Source organism: Shewanella sp. M-Br, from assembly GCF_036245925.1.
GTDB classification, from domain to species: Bacteria; Pseudomonadota; Gammaproteobacteria; order Enterobacterales; family Shewanellaceae; genus Shewanella; species Shewanella oncorhynchi.
Genome location: NZ_BJBV01000009.1, coordinates 19,858 through 43,861 on the forward strand (window position 1 = coordinate 19,858; position 24,004 = coordinate 43,861).

Consider the following 24,004-nt stretch of genomic DNA (forward strand, 5'->3'; position numbering starts at 1 on the left):
GATAGTGTGTTTGTTGTTTATATCGCGCTAATGCTGAGTGGAAACCTTGTCCGCCACAGATTAAGGCGGACAAGGATGATGCCGTATGGGTTAGAACTTACTGATCACTTTCACGCTGTTGTTTACTTCGCTGACGTCAACAAATCCGATCATATTGGGATTGGCGGCAATCAATGCGAGCATTTCAGCGCTGGAGTCGACGACTTTGGGCGGTTGACCTTGGCCTGAAAAGACCAGTTTTGACCAATAGGCTTTTAACTGACTCTCGGTTTTATTAAGGATCTGTTTAACAAATGCATCACGTGCGGGCGTGCCTTCAGGTTGATCGAGTGCGACGACAGTGCCACCACTGGGGAAAGACTTGAGTTTGCCTAAATAGATCCGTGAAATATCCGCAGCGCTAATTTCTGACGTATTAGAAGGGTGCACCACGACGGCAATTTCGGCTTGAACACAGGCACTGCCAAGTAGAAGCACACTGGCGACTAAGGTTTTTATCATCAACCGAGAACTTATTAATAGTTTCATGCTTAACTCCTTAAAAAACTAAGTCTATTGCCATACTCAGCAACTGTTCATCGGAGGACGGTTTGTCGTTACTGTAGTTGGTGTACTCTAGTTTCAGTGCGGCAGAAGGATGGAAATCCCAGCGGGTGCCTATGATGTAGTAGGCGCTGTCTTCCTGCTGTGCTTCAAGCGCCGCTTGTGTTCCAAAAACAAGCGGTTCGAGTGCAGCTTGGTTTGCCGGTGGCAGACCATTGTAAACAGGTAACATAGCGTCATAGGCATCGTATTGGGGCTCACCTTTATCAATACCGTAGGTTAAGTGGAAGGTGAAATCGTGATAGCGGATCCCGCCGGAAACAAAGGCTGAATCTTGAATATTAAAGCTACTGGGATCGACATCAATTCGTGTGTATTCGGCCAAAATAAACCATTTTTCAGCATCATATTTAACGTTAGCGCCAATGAGTAACGCGCTGTCATTAATTGGTAAAAGATCATCAACCACTTGCTGAGTAAAGAGTCCGGTTTGAGAAATTGCATTGCCTAAGCCAAGCAGTGCGGGTAATTCGTAGGAGAAATCGGTGACTATGCCAATATTTAAACCGTACTCAAACCCATAGGTTACAAAGTTAAAGTTCATTATGTGGCCCTCGGCGGAGAAGGGCGCAGGAGGCGTTGATGAACCCGTAGGCGAGTAGTCAGAAACTGAAGTGGTAATGTATTTATAGGTCAAACCTACTTCGGTATCTCCCCATAAATCGGCATAAACTAAGCCTACACCTTCACCTGAATTAAATGGCAGTGAATAAACTCCGCGGGGCGGAGTGATCCAATGATAGGCATAGCCTACATCAATATAATCGGAGTATTTATAGAGATTAAAACGTTGGCGACCTGCCATAAGCATAAGTTTGTCGCTGATGTCATAGGAGATATAAGCCCATTCGAATTCAGCGCTATAATCGTTACTGCCTCTGGATAGCACTTGTGCAGTCGCTCTTAAGCCACTACCAAGATCGGCGGTAAATTGTAAGGCAACTTTGGAATCATTATTAAAATCGAGTTCTTTATCGTAACCATAATAGCTTTTATCGTCACTTAGACTCGAGCCCGCGACAATAGAGGCAAATCCATTTATTTGAACATCGGCATAAAGAGACGGCATATAAAGTGTGCTGAATACGCAGAGGGCAACTGTACTTTTTCTCATGGCAGAATACCTTGTTGAGGGAATACAGTATAAAGGTAGTTGATAATTAGTAGATTTCACCTTTGTGCAACATTTTTAAGCCGCTTGGAACAAAAACAAGGTCTTTACTTGTTAATAGAGGTTTCACAGGTGAGTTTAATGAAACGAGGCGTGCTCAATAACAGACTTTAATAAAGTAAAGCCTAATGTTTTTATCCATAAAATAGGAATTAAGTATGGGTGAGCAATATTGATATAAGCACATCTTAGTAACATGTGCTAAGTAGAAATACTTATCTTCAAGATGCGAGTTTTCGCACCTTGAAGCGTAGATTTAGTAATTGATTAATAATGTTTAGCCAGAAAATCGGCTAAATGTTGGTTAATAAATTCCGCTTGTTCGAGAGTTGATATGTGTCCTGCTGCAGGAATATGCACAAGTTGGCTGCCGTCAATGGCATCACTCATCAGGTAACTTTCCAATACGCTGCGGGCCTTATCTTCCACGCCAGCCATGATGAGGCAGGGCAGCGTCAATTGCTCGGCGTATTCCATGGTATCGCGACGACCAAAAATCATTTGTCCAAGTTTAACTATCGTGGGGATTTGCTCCGCTGTGATACTGGCAAGGGACTGTTCAAAGCCCGTAACCAGTTCGGGAGTGTTATTCGCGGCATCATTGGCGAAGAATAAAGGTAAAATTGCACTGATCAGCGGCGCAGGGATCGCCTTAGCGGCGGTAATCATATCCAGCATGCCATCATATTTCGCACGGGTGACTTCGGGTTCGAAGCCGATAAAACTGTTGAGCATAACGAGGGTTTTAACTCTTGTTGGTGCTTTCAGTACCAATTCTGCGCCCCACATAGCACCGACAGATTGTCCGACAACACTAAAGTGAGTTATCTCAAGAGCATCCATTAGCTCAAGCATTTGATCGGCAATATCGAGTAGCGTTTTGCAGTTATTGGGCAGTAAATCTGACTGACCATGGCCCCAAAGTTCAGGCACTATGCAGCGATACTGGGCGCTTAAGGTGGCAATTTGAGGCGCCCACATAGCGCTATCCCATAAATAACTGTGCCCAAACAACAATACAGGGCCTGAGCCGACATCAAGGTAACTTAATTTTCGATCGGCAATAACAAGCTGCTGACGGTGTGAAGAAAAATCCATAAAACCTACTTTATCAAATATATCATTGTGTTAAACCGCATTTTGGCGCCCATTTGACGATATAGCGCTATGCTTAACCTGTGTTGACTGATCTTTGCGAGTATTTCGTGATTAGGGCTGAGCGATACGCAGCACGTATTCATCTATTAGATTGTCTAATCGGGCGAGTACTGCATCTTTTAGCAACATATCACTGTTTTCTAACAGGATTGCCAGTTCGGCACGATCGAATTGTGGCAACAATAACTGTGCTACAGGGAAATAGCTGATGTGCCAAGGCTCAGGACTTACCGCACTTTGTCCCAGCTGAAACGGGAAGTAAAAGCCAAAATCATGGGCATTTTCTACCAGCCAAGCATGTAATTTAGCGCAGGGACCACCCTGAACATATTCAGCTTCAACAAGGCGCAGGGCTTTAACATCAATTTGAGCCGCATCGAACACATCGAGATCGGTACCCCAATGGTGGCGTGAAGCGCCAGGCAACGCCGACCAGAGCAAAATCAAGTCAACTATGGCATCGTCACTTAAGCCCTGAATATTGACTGGTAACTCATTGGCATCCAATACCGCGCGTTTACCGCTAGCCTTGGCATTCCAAATTGCCAGTTGCCGTTCAAAGGGACGATGAGCCGAGCAAATCGCGAGTTTTATGCCCGCATCTTCAGCTTTTTCCGCCATAGACTTAAAGGCGATAGCTGTGTTCTCCTCTAACCCAAAGCTATGATAACCAAGGTGATACGGGCTTAAATAATCCACCAATTCAGGGGAGCTTAAGCCGTAAAGCTTTGCGGTTTCGGGACGGATCTTCAGATGTGCTAACACAGTAATTGTTCCAAAATGACTTCATAACACAGGGCTAACTGCTCAAGGTCGTCCACTTTAACGCATTCATTCACTTTATGAATGGTGGCGTTGATAGGGCCAAGCTCTAACACTTTGGCGCCCGTTGGCGCGATAAAGCGACCGTCTGATGTGCCGCCAGTGGTTTGCGGATCGGTTTCATAACCTGTGACTTGGCGGATCGCGATACGGGTTGCATCTAATAACGGGCCATCACCGGTTAAAAATGGTAGGCCATTGAAAATCCAGCTGATATCGTAATCTAGCTCATAGGCTTTCAATAGAGTTTCAACTCGCTCAATCAAGATTTCGGCGGTCACTTCGGTGGAGTAACGGAAGTTAAACATCACTTCCAGTGCACCAGGGATCACATTCGATGCGCCCGTGCCGCCATTAATATTGGCGATTTGGAAGCTGGTGGGGGGGAAAAACTCATTGCCATTATCCCAGTGCATCTGACTTAGCTCGGCTAAGAAAGGTGCGGCTTTGTGGATTGGATTATCGGCAAGGTGTGGATAGGCCACGTGGCCTTGAATGCCTTTCACGGTTAAGTTGCCAGTTAAGCTGCCGCGGCGACCATTTTTGACCACATCGCCCAGCTTTAGGGTTGATGAGGGTTCGCCGACTAATGCCCAAGTGATCTTCTCGTTGCGCGCTTCTAAGGTATCAATGACTCGCGTCGTGCCGTTGATGAATGGACCTTCTTCATCGCTGGTGATCAAAAAGGCGATAGAGCCACGATGATTGGGGTGTTTAGCCACAAAGCGTTCGGTGGCAATCACCATAGCAGCGAGTGAGCCTTTCATGTCCGCTGCGCCGCGGCCATATAAGTAGCCATCAATGATGGTGGGCACAAAAGGTGGCGTGTGCCAGCGGCTCACATCGCCCGTTGGTACAACGTCTGTGTGACCCGCAAAACAAAAAACGGGGCCTTCATTACCACGGCGAGCCCACATATTGGTGGTGTCTTCAAATACCATAGGTTCGATATTAAAACCGATGGCGCTGAGTCTTTCAGCCATTAAGGTTTGGCAGCCTTCATCAAGCGGTGTCACCGAAGGGCGGGCGATCAGCGCTTTTGTTAGTTCTGTAACGGGATAATTGTCGGCTGGCATCATACTGAGAATACTCTTTTATAGGCGGCTTCATCAAAGCCAATTAGCACTTGTTCACCGACGACTAAGACGGGGCGTTTGATCAGTGTCGGTTGCGCCAGCATAAGTTGAATGGCTTTGGCTTGATCAATATCGGTTTTATCTGCATCACTGAGCGCACGAAAGCTCGTGCTGCGCTTATTGAATACGGTTTCCCAGCCAGCGGTGTGACACCATAATTCGAGGTCTTCTTGACGTAGGCCGTCATCTCTAAAATCATGAAAATGAACTGGAAGTTGATGATTCTCAATCCATTTGCGTGCTTTACGCACTGTATCGCAATTCTTAATTCCGTAGAGGGTCAAAATGATGCTCCAGTGTGGATGGACGCTTGGCTTGCAAGCATTGATTTTACTGGCATTGTGGCATTGTGCGTCGCATGTCACAAGTGGGATGTGTTGCTGATATCTGGTGATTAATAAAACGTTAATTTTCTAGAGATAATAATCGCTGGTGACTTGCTTTGGTTTAACTTTTTAACACTTGTTTAACTTAAGTGCCTTGTATATATTGTTTTTTCATTAAAATCAGTTTGATTTAAGCATTGAGGTCAATGCGCTTTTAAAGGATTAAGATGCACAGCGATGTTTCATTGCAGCGATTTAAGCAATTTCCGCGCTTGATGTGGATATTTTTGTTTGGGTCTTTTATCACCCGTGGCAGTTATTACATGGTGTGGCCATTCTTAGCCGTTATTTTATATGAGAAATTTGCGCTAAGTGCCACTGAGGTCGGCATGGTCTTGTCCAGCGCCGCGATTATTTCGGTATTTACGAGCTTTGTTGGTAGCTCATTGTCCGACAGAATCGGTCGTCATAAGCTGATGTACCTGACGGGCATTCTCTATATCATCTCGTTTTCGTTATTGGCTGAAGCCAATTCTGTCGAGGGGTATGTGGTCGTGATGACCCTGTGCTCTATGGCCACTTCACTGTGGCGACCGCTGACATCCGCCGCTATTGGCGACATTATTGCCGATCCTAAGACACGCGAATTGGCGATGCAGTCGCTGTATTTTATCGTCAACGTTGGCTGCGCCGTTGGCCCTATGCTGGGGGTATGGCTTGGTCTTACGGGCAAGCAATCCAGTTTCTACCTTACTGCAGTGACCTTTGCCGTATTGTTGGCCTTGTTATATTGGGGATTTAACCACCAAACCCGTCAGGAACCTGCTATGGCGACTGGCGCCTCATCGAGTGACAATTTAAGTGGCGATACGAGTGGCAGTGAAAGTGACTTTGTAAATGACATGACAAGTGATGGTGTTAATCGTGGTGTGAATGGCTTATCGACTGATGCAGAGGCGAGCACGAAAAAAGCGGCAGTCGTGAGCCGTAAGCAAATTATCGCCATTCTATTGCAAGATAAACTGCTGCAATGTTTAATTTTTGCCAATATTTTGTGTATGTTCATTTATGCCCAAATGGACAGTTCGTTGATCCAATATCTTACTCGCGCAGGTGCGCCTGATTTGCTGACGTTAATTTCTGGCATGATTTTCACCAATGCTATGGTGATTATCTCCACCCAATTTTTGCTATTGAAACTCATGGCCCGTTTTCCGCTCGTCAAACGGATTCAAATCGGATTGCTATTACTGATCGGCTCACAAATCTGGCTGGCATTTAATCCGCTGGATCTATTTTGGGGCTGGATTGGTGCGATTGTGGTGATGAGCGTCGCCGAGACTATTTTGTTCCCCACTATGAATGTGCATATCGACCGCTTAGCCCCTGATCATCTTCGCGGCGCCTACTTTGGGGCTGCTTCATTCTATGACTTAGGATTTGCGCTCGCGCCCCTTGGAGGTGGCATCATATTGGATCATTTTGGCGGTCAGTGGCTGTTTTTGACAGGCGCTTTACTCTCGGTATTGGTGATTTATCTGTACAGTATTTTAGATAAATTGCCGCGCCCCGATTTTGCCATGTTTAAAGCGGATTAGTGTACTAGAGCTATGTATCAGCTCGTTGCAGCTAACGTGATGGCTGAGCGTGAAAACGACCGAAATGGATTATTCTAAGTGCTGTGTATCGAGACTGCTACAGCTTGGCGAATGCAAATACCGTTTTAGGCTCGGTTTCCAAAAACGTAAAAGGCTGGCTCATGATTGTGAGCCAGCCTTTTATTATTCAAAACACAACCGATAAACGATGCATGTTAAATTAGAGCTGTACCGTAAAGATCACGTCTTTACCTGCGGTGACACTGCCTTGGGCTTTGTCGAGGTATTTGACATCTTCCATGTTTGCCAGCACGACAGGGGTGAGTAGGCTGTCGACTTGGTCTTTTAGATAATCAATATCGAATGACAGGATCGGATCGCCGACTTTCACTTCTTGACCTTCCTGGGCTAAACGTTTAAACCCTTTGCCTCTCAGCTCGACTGTACCTACACCAAAGTGAACAAATAGCTCTAAACCTTGGGGAGACTCAATGCTGAATGCATGATTTGTCTCAAAAATTTTACCTATGGTGCCGTCGATAGGCGCCAGAATTAATTCGCCTTTGGGGGCGATAGCGATGCCATCACCGACAATCTTTTCAGCAAAAACCACGTCGGGGACTTTTTCAATGGCGACAATATCCCCGGAAACGGGGGCATATACCATGATACCGCCAGCTAATTGAGTCTGGCCCGATACCAAGCGCCTTATTCGGCTTAAAAATCCCATAATCTAGAGCCTCTTTTGCTTGTTTTTGTCATTGTTTTTGTTCTGTAATGCAGCATAACGAATAAATGTCTCTATTTATAGCTTGTTATACACTGCTGTAAGCTTGCAATTCTATCTTGTTGTAATGCTGTGTGCGCTAATGCCGAAAATTGTGTGATGCTGCCTTGGCAAATGGCCGCTTTCACTTCTAAGAGTGAGCTTAAGTTAACACTGAGTTCGTCCAACCCCATGCCGATTAACAGTGGCGCAATTTGCGGTGAACTGGCGAGTTCACCGCACAGAGAAACTTTAACATTAGCGGCCTTAGCTTGGGTTATTGTCATGTTAATTAAGGCTAAAATGGCAGGCGAAAGGGACGGATAGTCACGGGTAAGCTGCGGGTTGGTCCTATCGGCTGCCATTGCATATTGGGTCAAATCGTTGGTACCAATGCTGACAAAATCGAGTCTTGGCAGCATAGCGTTGAGGTTGAATACCGCAGCAGGGGTTTCGACAACGATACCGTAGCTAAGTTCGCCATAGCCTTTCTCTTCTTCTTCCAAGGCATCTTGGCACTGGGCAATGAGTGCAAACACCTCGTCCAATTCTTCGACTTGATTGACCATAGGGAACATCAAACGGATCGGGCCATGGTTAGCGGCACGCAGAATGGCCCTCAATTGGGTTTTAAATAATTCTGGGTGCGCCAAGGTGTAGCGAATGCCGCGAAGACCCAAGGCGGGATTATCTTCAATTTCTTGGCATAAACAGGGTAGTTCTTTGTCTGCACCTATATCTAAGGTGCGGATGGTAAAGGTTTTACCGCCTAGGGCGTGCAATGCATCGCAATATAAGCTGTATTGGGCTTTTTCATCGGGCAGGGTGGCGACGTTCATCAACATAAATTCGGTGCGAAACAAACCTATTCCATCGGCGCCGACATCGCTGACATGAGTGATGTCGTTGAGATTACCCACGTTTGCCATGAGTCCCACAGTATGACCGTCTTGGGTTTGCGCTGGGACATCCTTGTAAGTTTGAAGTGCTGCGCGCCTTGCTTGTTCATGGTGAAAGGTGACTGTGAGTCTTGCCTGTTGGTCTGGATTGGGATTGACACAAAGTTCACCCGCGAGTGCATCGAGCACTAAGGGCGTGCCGTTGGGAATAGAGTCTGCATCGAACTGACAACTTAAGATGGCTGGAATGCCGGCTGCTCTGGCTAAAATGGCCGTATGGCTCGTTAAACCGCCCGTTTTCAGTACAATACCGCAGAGGTTTTCCCGCGGCAGTAAGGCAAATTCGGCGGGGGTCAAATCCTGCGCTAATAAGATAGTGGGCCTATCGAGTTTTTCGAGCCCTTGAGCTAAATGGCCGTTTATCGCTGCAACGACTCTTTGGCCTAAACAGCGCACATCTTGGGCTCTATTGGCTAAATAGGGATCATCTAAGGATTGTAACTCATTGGCCTGATGGGCAAAAATACGTTCCACCGCCACACTTGCCGACAATTGTAAGGTGCGAATGGCATCGTTCACTTGCTCGATTAATTCATCGTCTTCTAATAACAATAAGTCGGCTTCGATCAACTGATAATTTTCGGAGTCACTATCGAGTGCAGCTTGGCTGTGGGTCAGTTGTGCCTGTAGTTCTTGCAAGGCTTTGGCAAATTTACCCTGTTGTTGAGGGATTTTAGACAGGGGAATAGGGCGATAATCGAGGTGATGTTCGGTGTGGAGCAGGTGAAGTGCCTGTCCAAAGGCAATTCCCGATGACACTATAATCCCCGTTATTGACATATCCCTTCCTAAATTAACCACTGAACTGAGTGTCCGTTAGCGATAGCGAGTCTAGTTGAGTGACGCTAAGCTTGTAAAGCGTTTGTATGTAAAGCATTAGCATGTCAAGACGGTCGAGACGAGTTTTTTGCGTGTCGGTTAAACCTGCAGATAAACGCACTTTAGCGTAAGAAAAGGCCTAGCTTAGGGTTATGAGCAGCTCAGAGACTTTCTCAACCGCGGCCTGTGCCTGTTCACCTTCGGCAAACACTCTTACCGTGACGCCAGAATATAAGCCTAAGGTTTGTAGCTTAAACAGACTCTTAGCACTGGCTTGCTTACCATTACACTCGACCATGACATCACAGTCAAAGGTTTTGGCTTCTTTAACCAGTAAGGCTGCTGGACGGGTGTGAATGCCATGTTTGGCGGTAATGGTGACTGTTTTTTCGTACATAGTAGATGAACTCATATTTAAAGGGGTATTACATTTCGTCTTTCGATTCTATGATGTGATAGCCCTGTTTTTTCAAGGCGGCGATGGCACTTTTGAGGCGATTATTTTTTACTAAAATGTAATCGGTATCAAAGGTCGAAATCGCAAAAATACTGATTTGTTCGTCCGCTAAGGTGCCAGACACTTTAGATAAAATGCCTGTCATCGAAAATCCCAGTGGCCCGAGTACTTCAAAGCAACACCAACCCGGTTCTTGCTCTAGGCTGTCGAGTTCCATTTCACTGGAAACGACTAAAGATAAACCTTCTTGGGTCTTACCAATGAAATACATGTCCTGTGCAAAAACCTCACTGGGCAATACGGCATTCGGGCTAAAGCTATGAATTGTGTACTGTTCAGGGTGAACGGCTAAGGTCATTCGCATGGCAGTGTCTCGGTTGGATTTTCAAGGCTAAAGCATACCGCATATCAAACGTTAGCGTGACAGAGAATTTGTGGTTAATGGGATTTTTTCGTTGAAATTCATTGTTGGTGAGCTAGTGGTTAACAAGCGTTACCAGAAGGTTTACCCAAAGAAAAGGGCGCCCTATGGCGCCCCAATCGACAAGTCATGCCGTTCTCATACACTTTAGTTAGATTTTAAACTGGCCTAAGGTGCGGGACATGTCTTGGCTAATGTCTTGCAGTGACTGAGCTGCATGGCTATTACTTTCGTTAGCTTTTACTGAGACTTCGGTTAATTCCGAAATATTACAAATATTTCGATTAATTTCTTCGGTCACCAGTGATTGCTCTTCAGTGGCGCTGGCTAATTGTGTGTTCATGTCACTGATATGGGCAATCAATTGCAGAATCGCCGCCATGGCTTTACCCGCTTCGTGGGCTTGGGCCTGTAGCTCATCGGATTGCAGTTGAGTTTGATTGTTGCTCTTCATCACTGAGCCAACACCGGATTGGATCTCGCTAATGATTTTTTGGATCTCATTGGTCGAGTCTTGGGTGCGAGTAGCAAGGGCGCGGACTTCATCGGCAACTACGGCAAAACCACGGCCGTGGGTCCCAGCTCGAGCAGCTTCAATGGCGGCATTGAGGGCGAGCAAGTTGGTCTGCTCGGCAATGCTGCGGATCACATCGAGAATGCTACCGATTTGCTGTGAGGCGACGCCCAGCTTTTGGGTGATGACTTCAGAGGCTTTTAATTCTGCCACCAGTTTTTCTGTGTTGCTGACTGTGTTGTCGATCACGACTTGGCTTTGCTGCGCTTGTTCTTTTACGCTGTTCGCCGCATCGGCCGCTTGCTGAGTATTGCTCGCCATTTCATGGGTGGTCGACAGCATTTGATTGACGGCTGTGGCGACGCTGCCAGTTTCTCTGTGGATATGTTCAGCACTCTGATTGGACTCTTCAACTGCAATCAAAAGCTGTTTTGCATCTTTATCTAATGCTTGGCCTAAAGGTTGTAAATGGCCGACCATGTCGCCAATTTTTTGGGCGAACATGTTGAAGGCGCGGGCGAGATGGGCAATCTCATCTTTACCTTGAGCATTAATGCGCTGACTTAAGTCGCCTTCGCCTTGGGCAATATCTTCAAGGGCATCAATAGCATCATTTAATGGTGAGGTGATGGAATGGTTAAGCACAAGGAAGAAGGCAAAAATCGGCACTGAAATCAAAAACATGATAATTAGATAGTCGATAATGACTGACTTTAAGCTCGCTTTGACATCGCTAAGATAAGCGCCTGTTATGACTGTCCAACCCCATTGTGGGTAGTAACGGGCTTCTGCGAGCTTATCTTCGATGGCACGTGTCATAGGATCGGCGATAGGGTATTCGAGGGTCGTTTTCGATTTAGCACGCGCTAATGGCAGCATAGTGGCTAAGGGATTTGTGCCATTAGGTAACTTGAAGGTTAATGCTGAGGTGCCAATAAGATTTGCGCTATCCCCGTGAGCGAGGATTTGATTATTATCATCAATAACAATGAAGTAGCCGGAACCGGAATAGCGAGTTTGATTGATTAAATCCGCGGCGATTTGTTTAGCTTCTGCTTCGCTAAATTTACCTTTGAGCGCATCCTGACGGTGCACATCTATCACGCTTAAAATGCTGGCGAGCTGACCGTCTATCTGCAACCATTTCTGCTCAATTAAATTACTGTACTGTTCTTTAATTGAAAAACTGGCAAAACACACTGTTCCTATCGCGGCCATAAGGAGCATCATCATTAAGCGTTGCAAAATGGTAAATCGGCGCAAAAATGTGATCATTTGGATTCCTTAAGGGCTTATTATTGTGCATTAATATACCTGCGAATCAATCTCAATTGAATCGTCTGTGACATAAATTAAGCAAAAGCCGTTATAAAATATGAGTTTCTTTGATCTAAAGCAGGGAATAGTGATAGGGAACTTTAATCTGTTGCATTATGGGGCATGTTCTTATTAAGTTAGGCCGTTTTATAAGTCGTTTCATGTTGAAGGTTTTATCTGATCTATTAAATATCAATAAGTTAGCGTTATGTTAATTTTGCCATCTTGCTATATTAGGCTAATCAATTGTTTTAATTTTGATTTTTTACGCTTTTACGCGCAAGATTAATTCATTATTCAGTTTGAGAATCGATTATGACCACAAATACTATCGTAACGTCGGATGATATTTTACTGAAGTTATGCCACTCAGTCGCCCACGTCCTTTCTAGCACCAGTGCCAGCAATGTTACCCATGCGGGTATGGTACAAAGTATTGCGCGTACTCGTCTTAAACCTGATCTCGGTTGTTTCTCGATTTTCGACGGTGGTTTTTCAGGACTGGTTGTGATCAACTTTTCAGCCTCTGCAGCGATTGAAATCTACCGTCGCTACATGCTGAACATGGGGATGCCTGAATCTGAGCTCGCGTTTTCGCATACGTCAGATGAAGTGAGTAACGTGATGGGCGAACTGATGAACCAAATTCTAGGGGATTTTATTAATAAAATTTCTAAAGAATTGCAAACGTCAATCAGCCAAAGCCAGCCAAAAATGTTGACGATTAATAAAGAGTTAACTATATCAATCGATGCTAACTTAGACGATGCGGTTGCCCGTAGAGTGTCGTTTAGGACTGAAAATAACCATATTTTTTACCTCGAGTTTGCCATGGACAAAACCGAATTCATTCGCTTAGATGAATTTGTCTACGATGAAGAATTCGATCCCGATAGTCTGTTAGAGCAGCACAGTTCGATTGGGGGAAATAACGACTCAAATTCGAATGTTTCGCCTTGGGTTAAGATGGCCGATAAACCCGCCATTGCGACTCGTGCCATTGATAATGAAGCCGATGATTTGCTCGATCAGCTCGGCATTTAAGCAGAGTCTCTAATGTAAGACGGATGTTAACGCATTCGTCTATACAAGTGGGTGGAACTGTTTTAGTATCGACGCAAAATAATAACTAAGGTTAAATCCTCTTTATGGCATCGAAAGCGACCTCGATTGATATTGCTTATCGTGCTGGCGTATCCCAGTCAACGGTTTCCCGTGCCCTTAGAAACAGTCCGTTAGTCAATTTAGAAACTCGCCAACGTATTCAAACTATTGCCAAAGAGCTGAATTATAAGGTCGATAAAAATGCCAGCAATCTTCGCACCCAAAATAGCCATACTTTAGCGCTGTTATTGTGTGAAGACCCCACCAACGATGACTCGTTAATCAATCCTTTTTTCCTGTCTATGCTTGGCTCCATTACCCGAGCAACGGCGCAGCAAGGTTATGATTTATTGGTTTCTTTTCAGCAATTGTCCAGCGATTGGCACGCCGATTATGAAGACAGTAATAAAGCTGACGGCATTATTCTGCTCGGTTACGGCGACTACATGGACTACGAGCAAAAGTTGGAGCGATTGCTCGCGCAGAATACTCATTTTGTGATCTGGGGTGCTGAGCATAACAATAAGTCAGTGCTATCGATTGGTTGTGATAATCATCAAGGTGGCTTGATTGCAACAGAGCACTTGATTTCCCTTGGTCGTAAAGCTTTTGCCTTTTTAGGCGATGCCTCAAGCCACAGCCCTGAGTTTAGGGACAGATATTTAGGTCATGTGAAAGCGCTGCAAATGGCGAATATTGCTGTCGATCGCACTAAGCAAGTGTCGGCAATTAGCACTGAAAGTGCTGGCTACGATGCGGCTATGGCATTGATGGCCAAAGGCGCACAGTTTGATGCTATTTTTGCGGCTAGCGATCTGATTGCCATTGGTGCTATTCGTGCGTTGAAAGAGAAGGGCATTTCAGTCCCAGAACAAGTTGCTGTGGTGGGATATGATGATATTCCTGTGGCGAGTTTTGCCAATCCGCCATTAACGACCATTAAGCAGAATACCCAATTAGCCGGTGAAATCTTAGTCGACAGTGTACTCAAACTTATCCGCGGACAAGAGGTGAGTGCGCAGCTTATTCCGACGACCTTAGTGGTTCGCAGTTCCTGTGGCATTGATAGCGCGCTGCTTAAGCCGTTATAGATGGGCCGTTATTGCTAGGAGCTTGCTGTTTTTTGCTGGCAAGTTGTTGAGCACTTAATTTGCTTATTGAAACATCGCCGATAATCCTTGGATTTATCGGCTTTTTGCTTTTTGGGATCACTTAACCGCATATTGACGTAAAAACTTCGGCACATCTGCTTTGGTTTTCTTGGCGATTTTTTGCAGTAACTCGAAGGTGGGAGCATTGAGACCAAACTCTTGCTGAAGGTCTGCCAGCATTGCCAGCCACAAATGGCCAGTCATTTCGGCATCGGCTAAGGCGCGGTGAAAGGTGCCATCGGTTGGTAACTGTTTATAGCGCACTAAAGTACCTAACTGATGATTGGGTGCCGCTTGATATAAACGTCTCGCCACCAGCAAGGAGCAACCAAATTGCCCTCGATAGCGATGGCGAATTTGGGCAAATTCCGCGTCTAAAAAGCGCTGATCAAATGCCGCATTGTGGGCGACTAAGTTATGATCGGCGATAAAGTCGGCAAAACGCGCCATCACTTCATTGCAGGGCGCTGCATCCCTGAGCATTTGATTGCTGATCCCTGTGTAGTCCTCAATAAAACGACTTATTCTAAATTCTGGGTTCATCAACTCTGAAAATCTTTGGGTGATCACGCCGTTTTCAATCAGCACAGCTCCGATTTCAATCGCGCGGTCCCCTTGATTGGGCGATAGCCCCGTGGTTTCAAAGTCGAGCACGACCAAAGTGTTAGCTGCAGATGTAGGCATAGATCTTACATGGACTCTATAAATGATGTGTCAGCATTGCCGTCTTTGACAGCGCAACGCTTTTAGATAAGCCGATTGTAATTCAATACGTTAGTAAATTCACTATGACATTAACGCTGATAAAAGACTTAATGCTTTGTTGATCCGGTCGAGCTTTCTTGGTTTCGCTTCCTGTTAGCATTTACCTCTATGAATAACAGTTTGGTTTGTGAGCAACCCATGCAACTCGATATTAATGGCTTAACGCCCGCGCAATTTTTAGCAGAATATTGGCAGAAAAAACCTTTGGTTATCCGCCAAGGATTCAAACATTTTCAAGATTTAATCTCGCCCGAAGAGTTAGCTGGGTTAGCCATGGATGAGTTGGTGGAATCTCGGCGAGTGTACCAACAGGCAGGGCAATGGCAGGCTGAATTTGGCCCTTTTGATTCCTACGATCATCTCGGTGAACGGGATTGGACTTTGATCGTGCAAGCCTTGAACAACTGGGTGCCCGATGCAGAAGCCCTGATCCAATGTTTTGATTTTATTCCGCGCTGGCGTTTAGATGATGTGATGGTGAGTTTTGCCACTCCTGGCGGTGGCGTGGGGCCGCATATCGATCTGTATGATGTGTTTATTTGCCAAGGTTCGGGACGTCGCCGTTGGCGCGTGGGCGATCTGGGGCCGCACAAAGAGTTTACCGTCCATCCCGCTTTGCTGCACACAGAAGCCTTTGAACCGATTATCGATACTGAGTTGTTGCCCGGCGACATCCTTTATATTCCCCCTGGATTCCCCCATGACGGCATAACCTTAGAACAGTCTTTAAGTTTTTCAGTAGGTTATCGTACAGCTTCCGCCAAAGATATGGTAAGTGCTTTGGCTGATCATCTGTCTGAGCAGGATTTAGGCACACAGCAGATTGAAGATCCAGACCGCGAGCAGACAACGCGCAGTGGTTGTGTTGATAATCGTGATTTAGCGCGGTTACGCACGCAACTGACTAATATGTTAACCGATGAACTGGTGAGCGAGTTTTCGGGCCGCTATTTAACTCAATCTAAATGCGCCCTCGATTTACCCGATGAGCCGTTGGACATCACACAAGACGAAGTGCTCGCTTGGCTCGATGAGCAGCCGCTTATTCGCCTCGGCGGACTGCGTTGTTTGTATTTTGATATCAATGTGGGACAAGGCGTTGTCTATATTAATGGTGATAAGTATCAGCTCTCTGCCGAATTGGTCGCGGTGATCCCACTCCTGTGTGATAGCAATCAGTTAGATAAAACCGCCTTAGCCCCCTGGTTAGCCGATGCCGATTTGCTTACGCAGCTTACTGAGTGGGTGAACCTCGGTTACTGGTACTTTGAAGACCTGAGTGATGAAGAGTGTTAAGGCTGAATTAGATCTAAAGCCTTACAGGTTTAAAAACTGAACAGTTTTTAAAGTGGCATGTCAGCGACTTACTGACATGGTATTCTTTTATCAATGGATTGATAGTAATGTCATTTGCATAGTACTGTTCAGTCATACTGAGCAATGAAAGCATTGGTCAAAGTCGAGGTCGTAACTCAACCAAATTCACTTAGCACGCCCTGCCATCGGAATAAAAAAGGAGGCTAATTAGCCTCCTTTTTGTGGTTTAAATCTTACTGAGTGGATTACGCCGCACGTTCCTGTGAAGTGGTTGAAACCACTTCTGGGCGCAGTTCTGCTGGGTCAAAGTCATCAACGTTGATTGATTTCATACGACCAATTTCTGCTCTTTCCAGTAATTGCACTTCGGCATCGCTTAACACACCTAAGGCTTTACCTTCTGCGGCAACTTTATCTAACCACATAAATGGTAGACGTTTACCGCTCGCTTTACAGACTTTATCGTGCAGCGGTTCAGACGCGATGATGTCGAGTAGTGTTTGTTCTTGGATACCCACAGCATTGTGCTCAGAGTTAGTCCAGAACTGGCCTTTACCTAAACGGTTACGGCTTTCACACGGTGTTTGCATGATCTTAGCAACTTTATGATCTAACACATCGCTTGGGCGTTTCAGTGGACGACCGAATGGGAACATCACCACACGTAATGCGCCGCCAAGGCCCATAGGGAAGTTATCCAGTAAATCGTCTAAAGAAGCTTGCAGCTTGTACAGCGCATCTTCAACTGCCCATTGTACTAATGGTAAGTCGTCGGTTTGACGGCCTTCATCTTCATAGCGTTTCAGTGTGGCGGATGCCAGATACAGTTGGCTCAGTAAGTCACCTAAACGGGCAGAGATACGTTCTTTACGTTTAAGGTTGCCGCCCAAGGTTGCCATGGCTAAGTCAGAAAGCAGGGCAAGGTTGGCACTGAAACGGTTCATCTGTTGATAATAACGTTTGGTTTTATCTGAATAAGGCGCGTTAGAGAAACGGCTTGATGTCAGACCTAACCAGAAGCTACGGATGAAGTTACTGGTCGCAAAACCAATGTGACCAAAGATAGCCGCATCAAAGTTAGCTAAACCTTGACCCGATTCAGTATCAAACGCTGACTCCATTTCTGCGAGTACATACGGATGGCAACGAATTGCGCCTTGGCCATAGATGATCATAGAACGGGTGAGGATGTTTGCACCTTCAACAGTAATTGCGATAGGCGCAGCTTGGTAGCCACGGCCTAAATAGTTATTGGGGCCAAGACACACGCCTTTACCGCCGTGAATATCCATGGCATCGATAACGCATTTCTGCATTCTGTCTGTCAGGTGATATTTCACAATCGCAGAGATAACCGACGGTTTTTCACCTAAGTCGATACCTGTGGTGGTCAAAGTCGTTACAGCATCCATCAGATAGGCGTTACCGCCGATGCGTGCCATTGGCTCTTCGATACCTTCAAGCTTGCCGATAGGCAATTTGAACTGACGACGAATGCGAGCATAAGCCCCTGTTGCCAGCGCTGCGGTTTTCACGCCACCCGCTGAGTTTGATGGCAGCGTGATACCACGGCCCACTGACAAACATTCCACCAGCATGCGCCAGCCTTGACCAGCCATTTTCGGGCCGCCAATGATGAAGCTTAATGGTACGAATACTTCGTTGCCGCGAGTCGGACCGTTTTGGAACATGCAGTTGAGCGGGAAGTGACGACGACCCGTTTCTACTCCTTCCACATCGGTAGGGATCAAAGCACAGGTGATGCCGAGTTCTTCTTTATCGCCAAGGAGATGCTCTGGATCGCGCAGTTTAAAGGCTAAGCCTAATACTGTCGCGACAGGGGCTAAAGTGATGTAACGCTTGTTCCAAGTCAGCTTCATCCCCAGAACTTCTTCGCCTTCCCATTGGCCTTTACACACAATACCAAAGTCAGGAATCGAGCCTGCATCGCTACCGGCTTCTGGGCTGGTCAGTGCAAAACAGGGGACTTCTAAGCCTTTGGCTAAACGCGGTAAATAATGGTTTTGTTGCTCTGGCGTGCCGTAATGTTGCAGCAGCTCTCCAGGGCCTAAAGAGTTAGGTACGCCAACAGTTGAAGCCAACTCACTGCTTAACCCCGCCAGTTTTTGTAACACGCGAGATTGGGCATAAGCTGAATATTCTAAACCGCCGTATTTTTTCTTAATGATCATGGCGAAGAAACCGTGATCTTTCAGATATTGCCATACGTCGGCAGGCAGATCGGCAAGTTGATGTGACACTTGGTGTTGATTCACCATGCGGCACACTTCTTCAACAGGGCCATCGAGGAAGGCCTGTTCGTCTGCACTTAAACGCGCAACTGGGTAGTTATGGAGTTTTTTCCAGTTCGGGTTACCCGCAAACAGATCGGCTTCCCACCAAGTGGTGCCGGCTTCAATCGCTTCTTTCTCTGTTGAAGACATTTCCGGCATTATGCCGCGATATACCTTCATCAGTGGACGACTGATCACATTTTGTCTAAATGCACTGATATTTAACGGCAGCGCGATCACGAGGAAAACGATCCAAGAGATAGGGCCGACAACATCGAGTGTCCATCCTGCTGTCATCACAACAGCGGCTGTAATAGTGGCAGTGAGCAAAGATACCCGAAGGTAAGCTAGGGCTCCTAGCACTAAGATCATGGCGATGATCCAAAGTAGGGTAGTCACTGTAATTCTCCTTAAATATGACCGAGTGCCAACCACAGGTCATAGAGTGTTTTATTGATTGCGATCACAATTATAGTTTGTGGTCAGACCTGTGTCGCATAAAAGTTAAACCTAAGAGAATTTTAATACAAGTATTTTCAAACAATTGTTTAAATTATTTGTCAGCTTTGATCATTCCACAAATGTCATCAACTAGTTACAATGCCAATAAGTAGTTTTTTTGATTGATGATAGGCGAGAAATATGTGCGAGTTACTTGCGATGAGCGCCAATGTGCCGACCGATATTGTGTTTAGTTTTACGGGATTAGCACAACGTGGTGGTGTAACCGGTCCCCGCGTGGACGGCTGGGGTATTACTTTTTACGAGGGGAAAGGTAGCCGTACTTTTAAAGATGCTTGCCCGAGTAGCGAATCGCATATTGCAAAATTGATCAAATCCTACCCGATTAAAAGTGAAGTGGTGATAAGCCATATTCGGCAGGCTAATCGCGGCTGTGTGTCTTTAGAGAATACTCATCCTTTTACCCGCGAATTATGGGGACGTTATTGGACCTATGCCCATAATGGGCAATTGACGGACTATCTGCCCAAGTTTCATGTCTCGCGCTATCAACCCGTAGGCGATACCGATAGCGAACTTGCTTTCTGCTGGATTTTGGAACAAGTCGCCCAGAAGTTTGGCGGTACTAAACCTGAAGATATGTTGGCTGTGTTCCATTTTGTCGCGACGTTGGCCGAGCAAATCCGTGCCTTAGGTGTGTTCAACATGATATTGAGCGATGGCGAGCATTTAATGAGCTATTGCAGTAATAACTTATGTTACATCACTCGCCGCGCGCCGTTTGGTAAAGCGAAACTTATTGATACCGATGTGGTGATTGATTTTGATAAGGAAACTACCGCCCATGATGTGGTGACTGTGATTGCGACTCGCCCATTGACCGAGAATGAACAGTGGCGCGTTATGCAGCCGGGTAACTGGAAGCTGTTCAGATTGGGTGAGCTGTTAATCGATCTCTGATGTTATGCCGTTGAGCTAAATAATGAGGGCGAGCGGATTTACGGTTGATTTTGTTTTGTTCAGGTCACTTTATTAAAAAGTTCGAGTCAGTATCTAACATACCTTCTAGCAATCAGTGATGAACCATTAGCCATGAACATTAACTGAACTTAGAGGTAGGCCCTAAGTTCAGTTAGATATAGTTCAGTTAAATATAGTTCGGTTAGATATTAGTTCGGTTGGGCTTTATTCGATATGAGTTTGGCTTTAGTTCAGTATTGTGAAGCTAAGGCTTTGTATCATTGGGTTAAGTTTATACATCTTACCGATTAACCTTCAGTCGTGCCGAGCAGTTTAGGCACTAGCGGTTTCTCTGCAATGTCTGCAGGTATGGTTTCTTGGTGCGGCACTTCATCGAAGTGATATTTAAGTAACTTAATATCGAGCTGCTTACTGCCTTTTTCAAAGTGAGTTAACCGCACGGGCAAATACGCTAAGTCAGGCGCCATCCAGAAGAAGGTTTGACGTTTTTTATTGTCACGCACGACTTCGATTTTGACTGTGTCGTAACTGCCGCTGTCGATGTTCATTCGTTCTTTACCGATCACATGAAACTTGTATTCATCGACTTCGTTGTCCTTGACCATCTTATAGTCGAGCACTTCTTTGCCCGCCATCATATCTAGCCTAAATTGCAACTGCACCATAAGAGGATCAAAGATTTTATCATCATAGGGAAACTTGCCTTTTTCATCTTTGTAACGGGTATGAATAAAGCCTTGAGCTTTGGCGAATGCGGTTTGCTCCGTGTAATTAGGCCCGACACCTTGGCGTTGTTGTAAGTAACGCAAAGGACTGAGCTGCGTATCATTTTGAGTAAATTCACTCAAGATGTGACGCACATCGGTTAACAATAACAGGCTGAGATCGCTATCAAAACGATACTTAAACACGCCATCTTCGGGATTGGGTAGCGTGTATTTGGCTTTTCCTAATTCAATGTCTCCATAGTTGACTTGGTATTCGGCCGTCTGCGGTGTTAGCGGCGTTGGCGCTGCCATGGCAAACATACTTTGAGTGAGGACGGTAAAACTCACTAATAATGTGGGAATGGTACGCAAAGAATGCTCCTTGGGTCGCAGGTTTTCACCTTGTATCACTACAGAATGGTCGGTAGTGGTTGATAAAAAAGTGTCGAGTAGCATGCTTACTTACACAGTTCTGGGTCAATCAGTTGAGCATAAATCAATTATCGGATCGACTGTAAGCAGGTTATAGCCGAGGACGACGTTTCTGTAAATAGAGATGTAAATAGTTTATGGATCAATATATTAAATTAAAATGGCATTGCCATGACTAAAGTCACCAGATCCGGGCGCCACTCGTATTCAGACAAATTAATTTTGCCGCAGTTCACTGTTATCCCTTCAATTCTTAATAATTCCATCTGTTCTTGAAAGAAGGTTGAATTTTTCTCGAAGGATATTTTGCCTTGACTATTGAGTACCCTATGCCAAGGGAGTGACAAATGTTCGGGAGCTGCTTTCAGTGCTTTTGACACATAACGCGCTCGTCCCGGTAATCCTGCATAATCGGCAATTTTGCCATAGCTGCTGACTTTACCCTGCGGGATCATGGCGACGATATGCCAGATTTTCGCCATAGGAGACAAGTCCACAGTTTGGGGCTGTTTTCTCGCTACACTCTGTTTATCTTGTTCAAGGTATTGATAAATTGGTGATTTTTCTTTAGGGAACGATGCCATTGAATTGTTAACCCTCAGCTTAATGGTATTCACTCACAAAGAATCACGCTCAAAAACTTTTGCTTGATGAGTTCACGCTAGTGTAACGGTAAAGCTTGGCTTAGCGGAAGATGTGAGAGTATTTGGCATTTAAAGGATTAAGCACTTCTCGATATTTTTATCGGCTAGCTCGATTACTAACAAAATATTTAAACTGTTTTTAGCTTAAATATTGTGTAAATGGTCAAATAGTCCATAATAGCGCCAATTTTTTTGACTCGATGAGAGAAGATAACTGGCATGGCTGTACTCGATATTCTAACTATTCCCGATGAGCGCCTTAAACGTAAAGCGCAACCTGTAAAAGATATTGAAGCTGTTCAGGGATTTATCGATGATTTAATCGAAACCATGTATCACACGGACGATGGTATCGGTTTAGCGGCAACTCAAGTCGGCAGTACAGATGCCATTATCGTGATCGATTTATCTGACGGTCGCGACCAGCCTTTAGTGCTGATTAATCCTGAGATTGTTGAAAAGTCAGGTGAGTTCGTCGGTGAAGAAGGTTGTCTGTCTATCCCAGGTTATCGCGCTAAAGTGTCACGTTTTGAAAAGGTTAAAGTGACAGCCTTAGACAGAACTGGCAAGGCTATCGAAATCGAGACCGATGAGTTTTTAGCCATAGTGTTGCAGCACGAAATCGACCATTTGCATGGCAAAGTATTTATCGAACATTTATCCATGCTAAAACAACAAATCGCCCTTAAAAAAGTGCGTAAATACGCTTAACTTTTGACTTAAGTTGTATTTTTGAAGGTGGTTGTACCTATTCACTAGCCGCATTTATAGTGCGGCTTTTTTGTATTTAAAATCTAATCAAAGAAAATTAATGCTGTGATATGTGAACATAACAGCTTGTTTTTACTCTGATGAGTGGATAAGGTAACCAAAAATCTGCATTATACCAATCGTATTAAATATCTGTTCATTCAGCGGGAGTTCAACGCGCTTTAGACAAGGCGAAGGCATGAAGGCATAGTGGTGCTCTGTCGAAAGCCTTAAACGCAGTATAAAGGGCGTTGAAACCCGCCCTTCTGGAGCCACACAGGCATCCCACTCTGGTGTTGCATTGACTTAAAAGGGAATGACCATTTCTGCGTCAATGCGCCTTGGATTGAGATGTCTGTGAGGCTCTGAACTGATTAGATATTTAATGTGATTGGTATTATTGTAGGTTCAGTTTTCATCATTAACAGCAAGTGTATGGATACGGTAGGGAAACAAATGAAACTTAAGGTATTAGCCTGTGGTATAGCCTCATTCGCAATGCTTTCACTGGGTGGTTGTAGTGCATTTTTTAACGGTAATACTACGGAGAAAAATGCGGTATCAAGTAGCTTAGTCGAATATTTATATCCTGATGAGAAGAGTCGCCAAGCCCAGCAGCCATCCTTACCTGTGCTGCGTTTGCCTATTACCGTCGGCATCGCTTTCTTGCCTTCGTCCCATTGGCAAGCCGATGCAATTGATAGCCGAACTCAGATGGCATTACTTGATAAGGTTAAAAAATCCTTTGTTAAATATGACTATATCGATCGTATCGAAGTGATCCCAAGTACCTATCTTAAAAATGGTAAAGGTTTTGAAACCTTGCAGCAGGTTGCTCGCCTGCATGATGTTGATGTTATGGCATTGGTTTCTTACGATCAATTGATGCAAAGCCATGAGAACAAATCCGCCATTCTTTATTGGACTATCGTGGGCATGTATTTAATCCCCGGTAATGAAAATGCGATTCAAACCTTTGTTGATACAGCCGTTTTCGATATGCGTAGCCAGAAGATGTTATTTAGGGCGCCAGGTATTAATCAGTTAACTGAAAGTTCAACCGCTGTTGGCGTGACGACAACCTTAAGAGAAAAATCCTACGAGGGCTTTGATCTTGCGGTAAACGACATGATAGTCAATTTAGATGACGAGCTTGCCCGTTTTAAAACTCGGGTTAAGGAAGAGCACGTCGCCACCATTGAACATAAACAAGGTTACAGCGGCGGTGGCAGCTTATCGCTATTGATACTTTCACTACTGGGCATTTTTGCGGTGCGCCGTTTTACCATCTGCCGAGAATAGTTGAACTCATTTATCAGGGGTGAGGTGA

At 45.3% G+C, this 24,004-nt stretch carries 23 protein-coding genes; 7 read left to right on the forward strand and 16 right to left on the reverse strand.

Annotated elements, in window-relative coordinates; all coding sequences use genetic code 11:
• Positions 1–90 precede the first annotated feature (90 nt).
• The 6 genes from AAA952_RS09210 to AAA952_RS09235 all read right to left on the reverse strand — a co-directional run bounded on the left by AAA952_RS09210 (position 91) and on the right by AAA952_RS09235 (position 5,174).
• A complete protein-coding gene (locus AAA952_RS09210; RefSeq protein ID WP_338256329.1) occupies positions 91–528 on the reverse strand; it encodes a phosphate ABC transporter substrate-binding protein in 438 nt (145 codons plus the stop codon).
• Positions 529–538: 10 nt separating this feature from the next.
• Positions 539–1,717: a porin gene (locus AAA952_RS09215; protein WP_338256330.1), complete on the reverse strand. Its 1,179-nt coding sequence runs from the start codon at positions 1,715–1,717 to the stop codon at positions 539–541.
• A 324-nt stretch (positions 1,718–2,041) separates the two neighbouring features.
• Positions 2,042–2,872, reverse strand: a complete 831-nt coding sequence (locus AAA952_RS09220; protein WP_338256333.1) for an alpha/beta fold hydrolase — start codon at positions 2,870–2,872, stop codon at positions 2,042–2,044.
• 111 nt (positions 2,873–2,983) lie between these two features.
• Positions 2,984–3,697 (reverse strand): M15 family metallopeptidase, encoded by a 714-nt coding sequence (locus tag AAA952_RS09225; RefSeq protein WP_263167278.1) that lies wholly within the window; start codon positions 3,695–3,697, stop codon positions 2,984–2,986.
• Positions 3,691–4,830, reverse strand: coding sequence for a succinyl-diaminopimelate desuccinylase (gene dapE, locus AAA952_RS09230; RefSeq protein WP_338256585.1), 1,140 nt, complete (start codon positions 4,828–4,830; stop codon positions 3,691–3,693). Before dapE ends, AAA952_RS09225 begins: the two co-directional genes overlap by 7 nt.
• On the reverse strand, positions 4,830–5,174 hold the full coding sequence (locus AAA952_RS09235; RefSeq protein WP_219251551.1) for an ArsC family reductase: 345 nt from the start codon (positions 5,172–5,174) through the stop codon (positions 4,830–4,832). The genes dapE and AAA952_RS09235 overlap by 1 nt, the downstream gene beginning before the upstream one ends.
• A gap of 269 nt (positions 5,175–5,443) precedes the next feature.
• On the opposite strand from AAA952_RS09235, the gene AAA952_RS09240 reads away from it, so the two are divergent.
• Complete coding sequence (locus AAA952_RS09240) at positions 5,444–6,814, forward strand: MFS transporter (RefSeq protein ID WP_338256340.1); 1,371 nt, start codon at positions 5,444–5,446, stop codon at positions 6,812–6,814.
• A 220-nt stretch (positions 6,815–7,034) separates the two neighbouring features.
• On the opposite strand, the gene crr is transcribed toward AAA952_RS09240, so the two are convergent.
• The 5 genes from crr to AAA952_RS09265 all read right to left on the reverse strand — a co-directional run bounded on the left by crr (position 7,035) and on the right by AAA952_RS09265 (position 12,025).
• Entirely contained in the window at positions 7,035–7,544 is a 510-nt protein-coding gene (gene crr / locus AAA952_RS09245) for a PTS glucose transporter subunit IIA (protein WP_006081821.1), read from the reverse strand.
• A gap of 71 nt (positions 7,545–7,615) precedes the next feature.
• Positions 7,616–9,319 carry a phosphoenolpyruvate--protein phosphotransferase gene (ptsP, locus tag AAA952_RS09250; RefSeq protein WP_113939609.1) on the reverse strand — a complete coding sequence of 568 codons (1,704 nt, stop codon included), beginning with the start codon at positions 9,317–9,319 and terminating at the stop codon, positions 7,616–7,618.
• 178 nt (positions 9,320–9,497) lie between these two features.
• Positions 9,498–9,755 carry an HPr family phosphocarrier protein gene (locus AAA952_RS09255; protein WP_028760055.1) on the reverse strand — a complete coding sequence of 86 codons (258 nt, stop codon included), beginning with the start codon at positions 9,753–9,755 and terminating at the stop codon, positions 9,498–9,500.
• A 28-nt stretch (positions 9,756–9,783) separates the two neighbouring features.
• A complete protein-coding gene (locus AAA952_RS09260) occupies positions 9,784–10,179 on the reverse strand; it encodes an ACT domain-containing protein (RefSeq protein ID WP_198573284.1) in 396 nt (131 codons plus the stop codon).
• 208 nt (positions 10,180–10,387) lie between these two features.
• Entirely contained in the window at positions 10,388–12,025 is a 1,638-nt protein-coding gene (locus AAA952_RS09265; protein WP_263201088.1) for a methyl-accepting chemotaxis protein, read from the reverse strand.
• Positions 12,026–12,382: 357 nt separating this feature from the next.
• On the opposite strand from AAA952_RS09265, the gene AAA952_RS09270 reads away from it, so the two are divergent.
• Both AAA952_RS09270 and AAA952_RS09275 read left to right on the forward strand, forming a co-directional pair.
• On the forward strand, positions 12,383–13,111 hold the full coding sequence (locus tag AAA952_RS09270; protein ID WP_028760052.1) for a DUF3334 family protein: 729 nt from the start codon (positions 12,383–12,385) through the stop codon (positions 13,109–13,111).
• A gap of 104 nt (positions 13,112–13,215) precedes the next feature.
• Complete coding sequence (locus AAA952_RS09275; protein ID WP_338256352.1) at positions 13,216–14,262, forward strand: LacI family DNA-binding transcriptional regulator; 1,047 nt, start codon at positions 13,216–13,218, stop codon at positions 14,260–14,262.
• Positions 14,263–14,379: 117 nt separating this feature from the next.
• Here AAA952_RS09275 and AAA952_RS09280 read toward each other — a convergent pair whose 3' ends face one another.
• On the reverse strand, positions 14,380–15,006 hold the full coding sequence (locus tag AAA952_RS09280) for a 3'-5' exonuclease (RefSeq protein WP_338256354.1): 627 nt from the start codon (positions 15,004–15,006) through the stop codon (positions 14,380–14,382).
• A 219-nt stretch (positions 15,007–15,225) separates the two neighbouring features.
• Here AAA952_RS09280 and AAA952_RS09285 point away from each other — a divergent pair, with 219 nt between their 5' ends.
• The gene (locus tag AAA952_RS09285) at positions 15,226–16,383 is read left to right on the forward strand and encodes a ribosomal protein uL16 3-hydroxylase (RefSeq protein WP_338256588.1); all 1,158 of its coding nucleotides are present in this window, start codon (positions 15,226–15,228) and stop codon (positions 16,381–16,383) included.
• A gap of 266 nt (positions 16,384–16,649) precedes the next feature.
• On the opposite strand, the gene fadE is transcribed toward AAA952_RS09285, so the two are convergent.
• Complete coding sequence (fadE, locus tag AAA952_RS09290; RefSeq protein ID WP_028760048.1) at positions 16,650–19,097, reverse strand: acyl-CoA dehydrogenase FadE; 2,448 nt, start codon at positions 19,095–19,097, stop codon at positions 16,650–16,652.
• Between the two features lie 243 nt (positions 19,098–19,340).
• On the opposite strand from fadE, the gene AAA952_RS09295 reads away from it, so the two are divergent.
• Positions 19,341–20,120, forward strand: coding sequence for a class II glutamine amidotransferase (locus tag AAA952_RS09295; RefSeq protein ID WP_338256359.1), 780 nt, complete (start codon positions 19,341–19,343; stop codon positions 20,118–20,120).
• A 308-nt stretch (positions 20,121–20,428) separates the two neighbouring features.
• On the opposite strand, the gene AAA952_RS09300 is transcribed toward AAA952_RS09295, so the two are convergent.
• Positions 20,429–21,220 carry a DUF3108 domain-containing protein gene (locus tag AAA952_RS09300; RefSeq protein ID WP_105252420.1) on the reverse strand — a complete coding sequence of 264 codons (792 nt, stop codon included), beginning with the start codon at positions 21,218–21,220 and terminating at the stop codon, positions 20,429–20,431.
• A gap of 215 nt (positions 21,221–21,435) precedes the next feature.
• Positions 21,436–21,864 (reverse strand): MGMT family protein, encoded by a 429-nt coding sequence (locus AAA952_RS09305; protein WP_338256363.1) that lies wholly within the window; start codon positions 21,862–21,864, stop codon positions 21,436–21,438.
• A 279-nt stretch (positions 21,865–22,143) separates the two neighbouring features.
• On the opposite strand from AAA952_RS09305, the gene def reads away from it, so the two are divergent.
• A complete protein-coding gene (def, locus tag AAA952_RS09310) occupies positions 22,144–22,635 on the forward strand; it encodes a peptide deformylase (protein ID WP_011789520.1) in 492 nt (163 codons plus the stop codon).
• Positions 22,636–22,767: 132 nt separating this feature from the next.
• Here def and AAA952_RS09315 read toward each other — a convergent pair whose 3' ends face one another.
• The gene (locus AAA952_RS09315; protein WP_338256367.1) at positions 22,768–22,950 is read right to left on the reverse strand and encodes a hypothetical protein; all 183 of its coding nucleotides are present in this window, start codon (positions 22,948–22,950) and stop codon (positions 22,768–22,770) included.
• 180 nt (positions 22,951–23,130) lie between these two features.
• Here AAA952_RS09315 and rhlP point away from each other — a divergent pair, with 180 nt between their 5' ends.
• A complete protein-coding gene (rhlP, locus tag AAA952_RS09320) occupies positions 23,131–23,976 on the forward strand; it encodes a rhombotarget lipoprotein (protein WP_173245091.1) in 846 nt (281 codons plus the stop codon).
• Positions 23,977–24,004 lie beyond the last annotated feature (28 nt).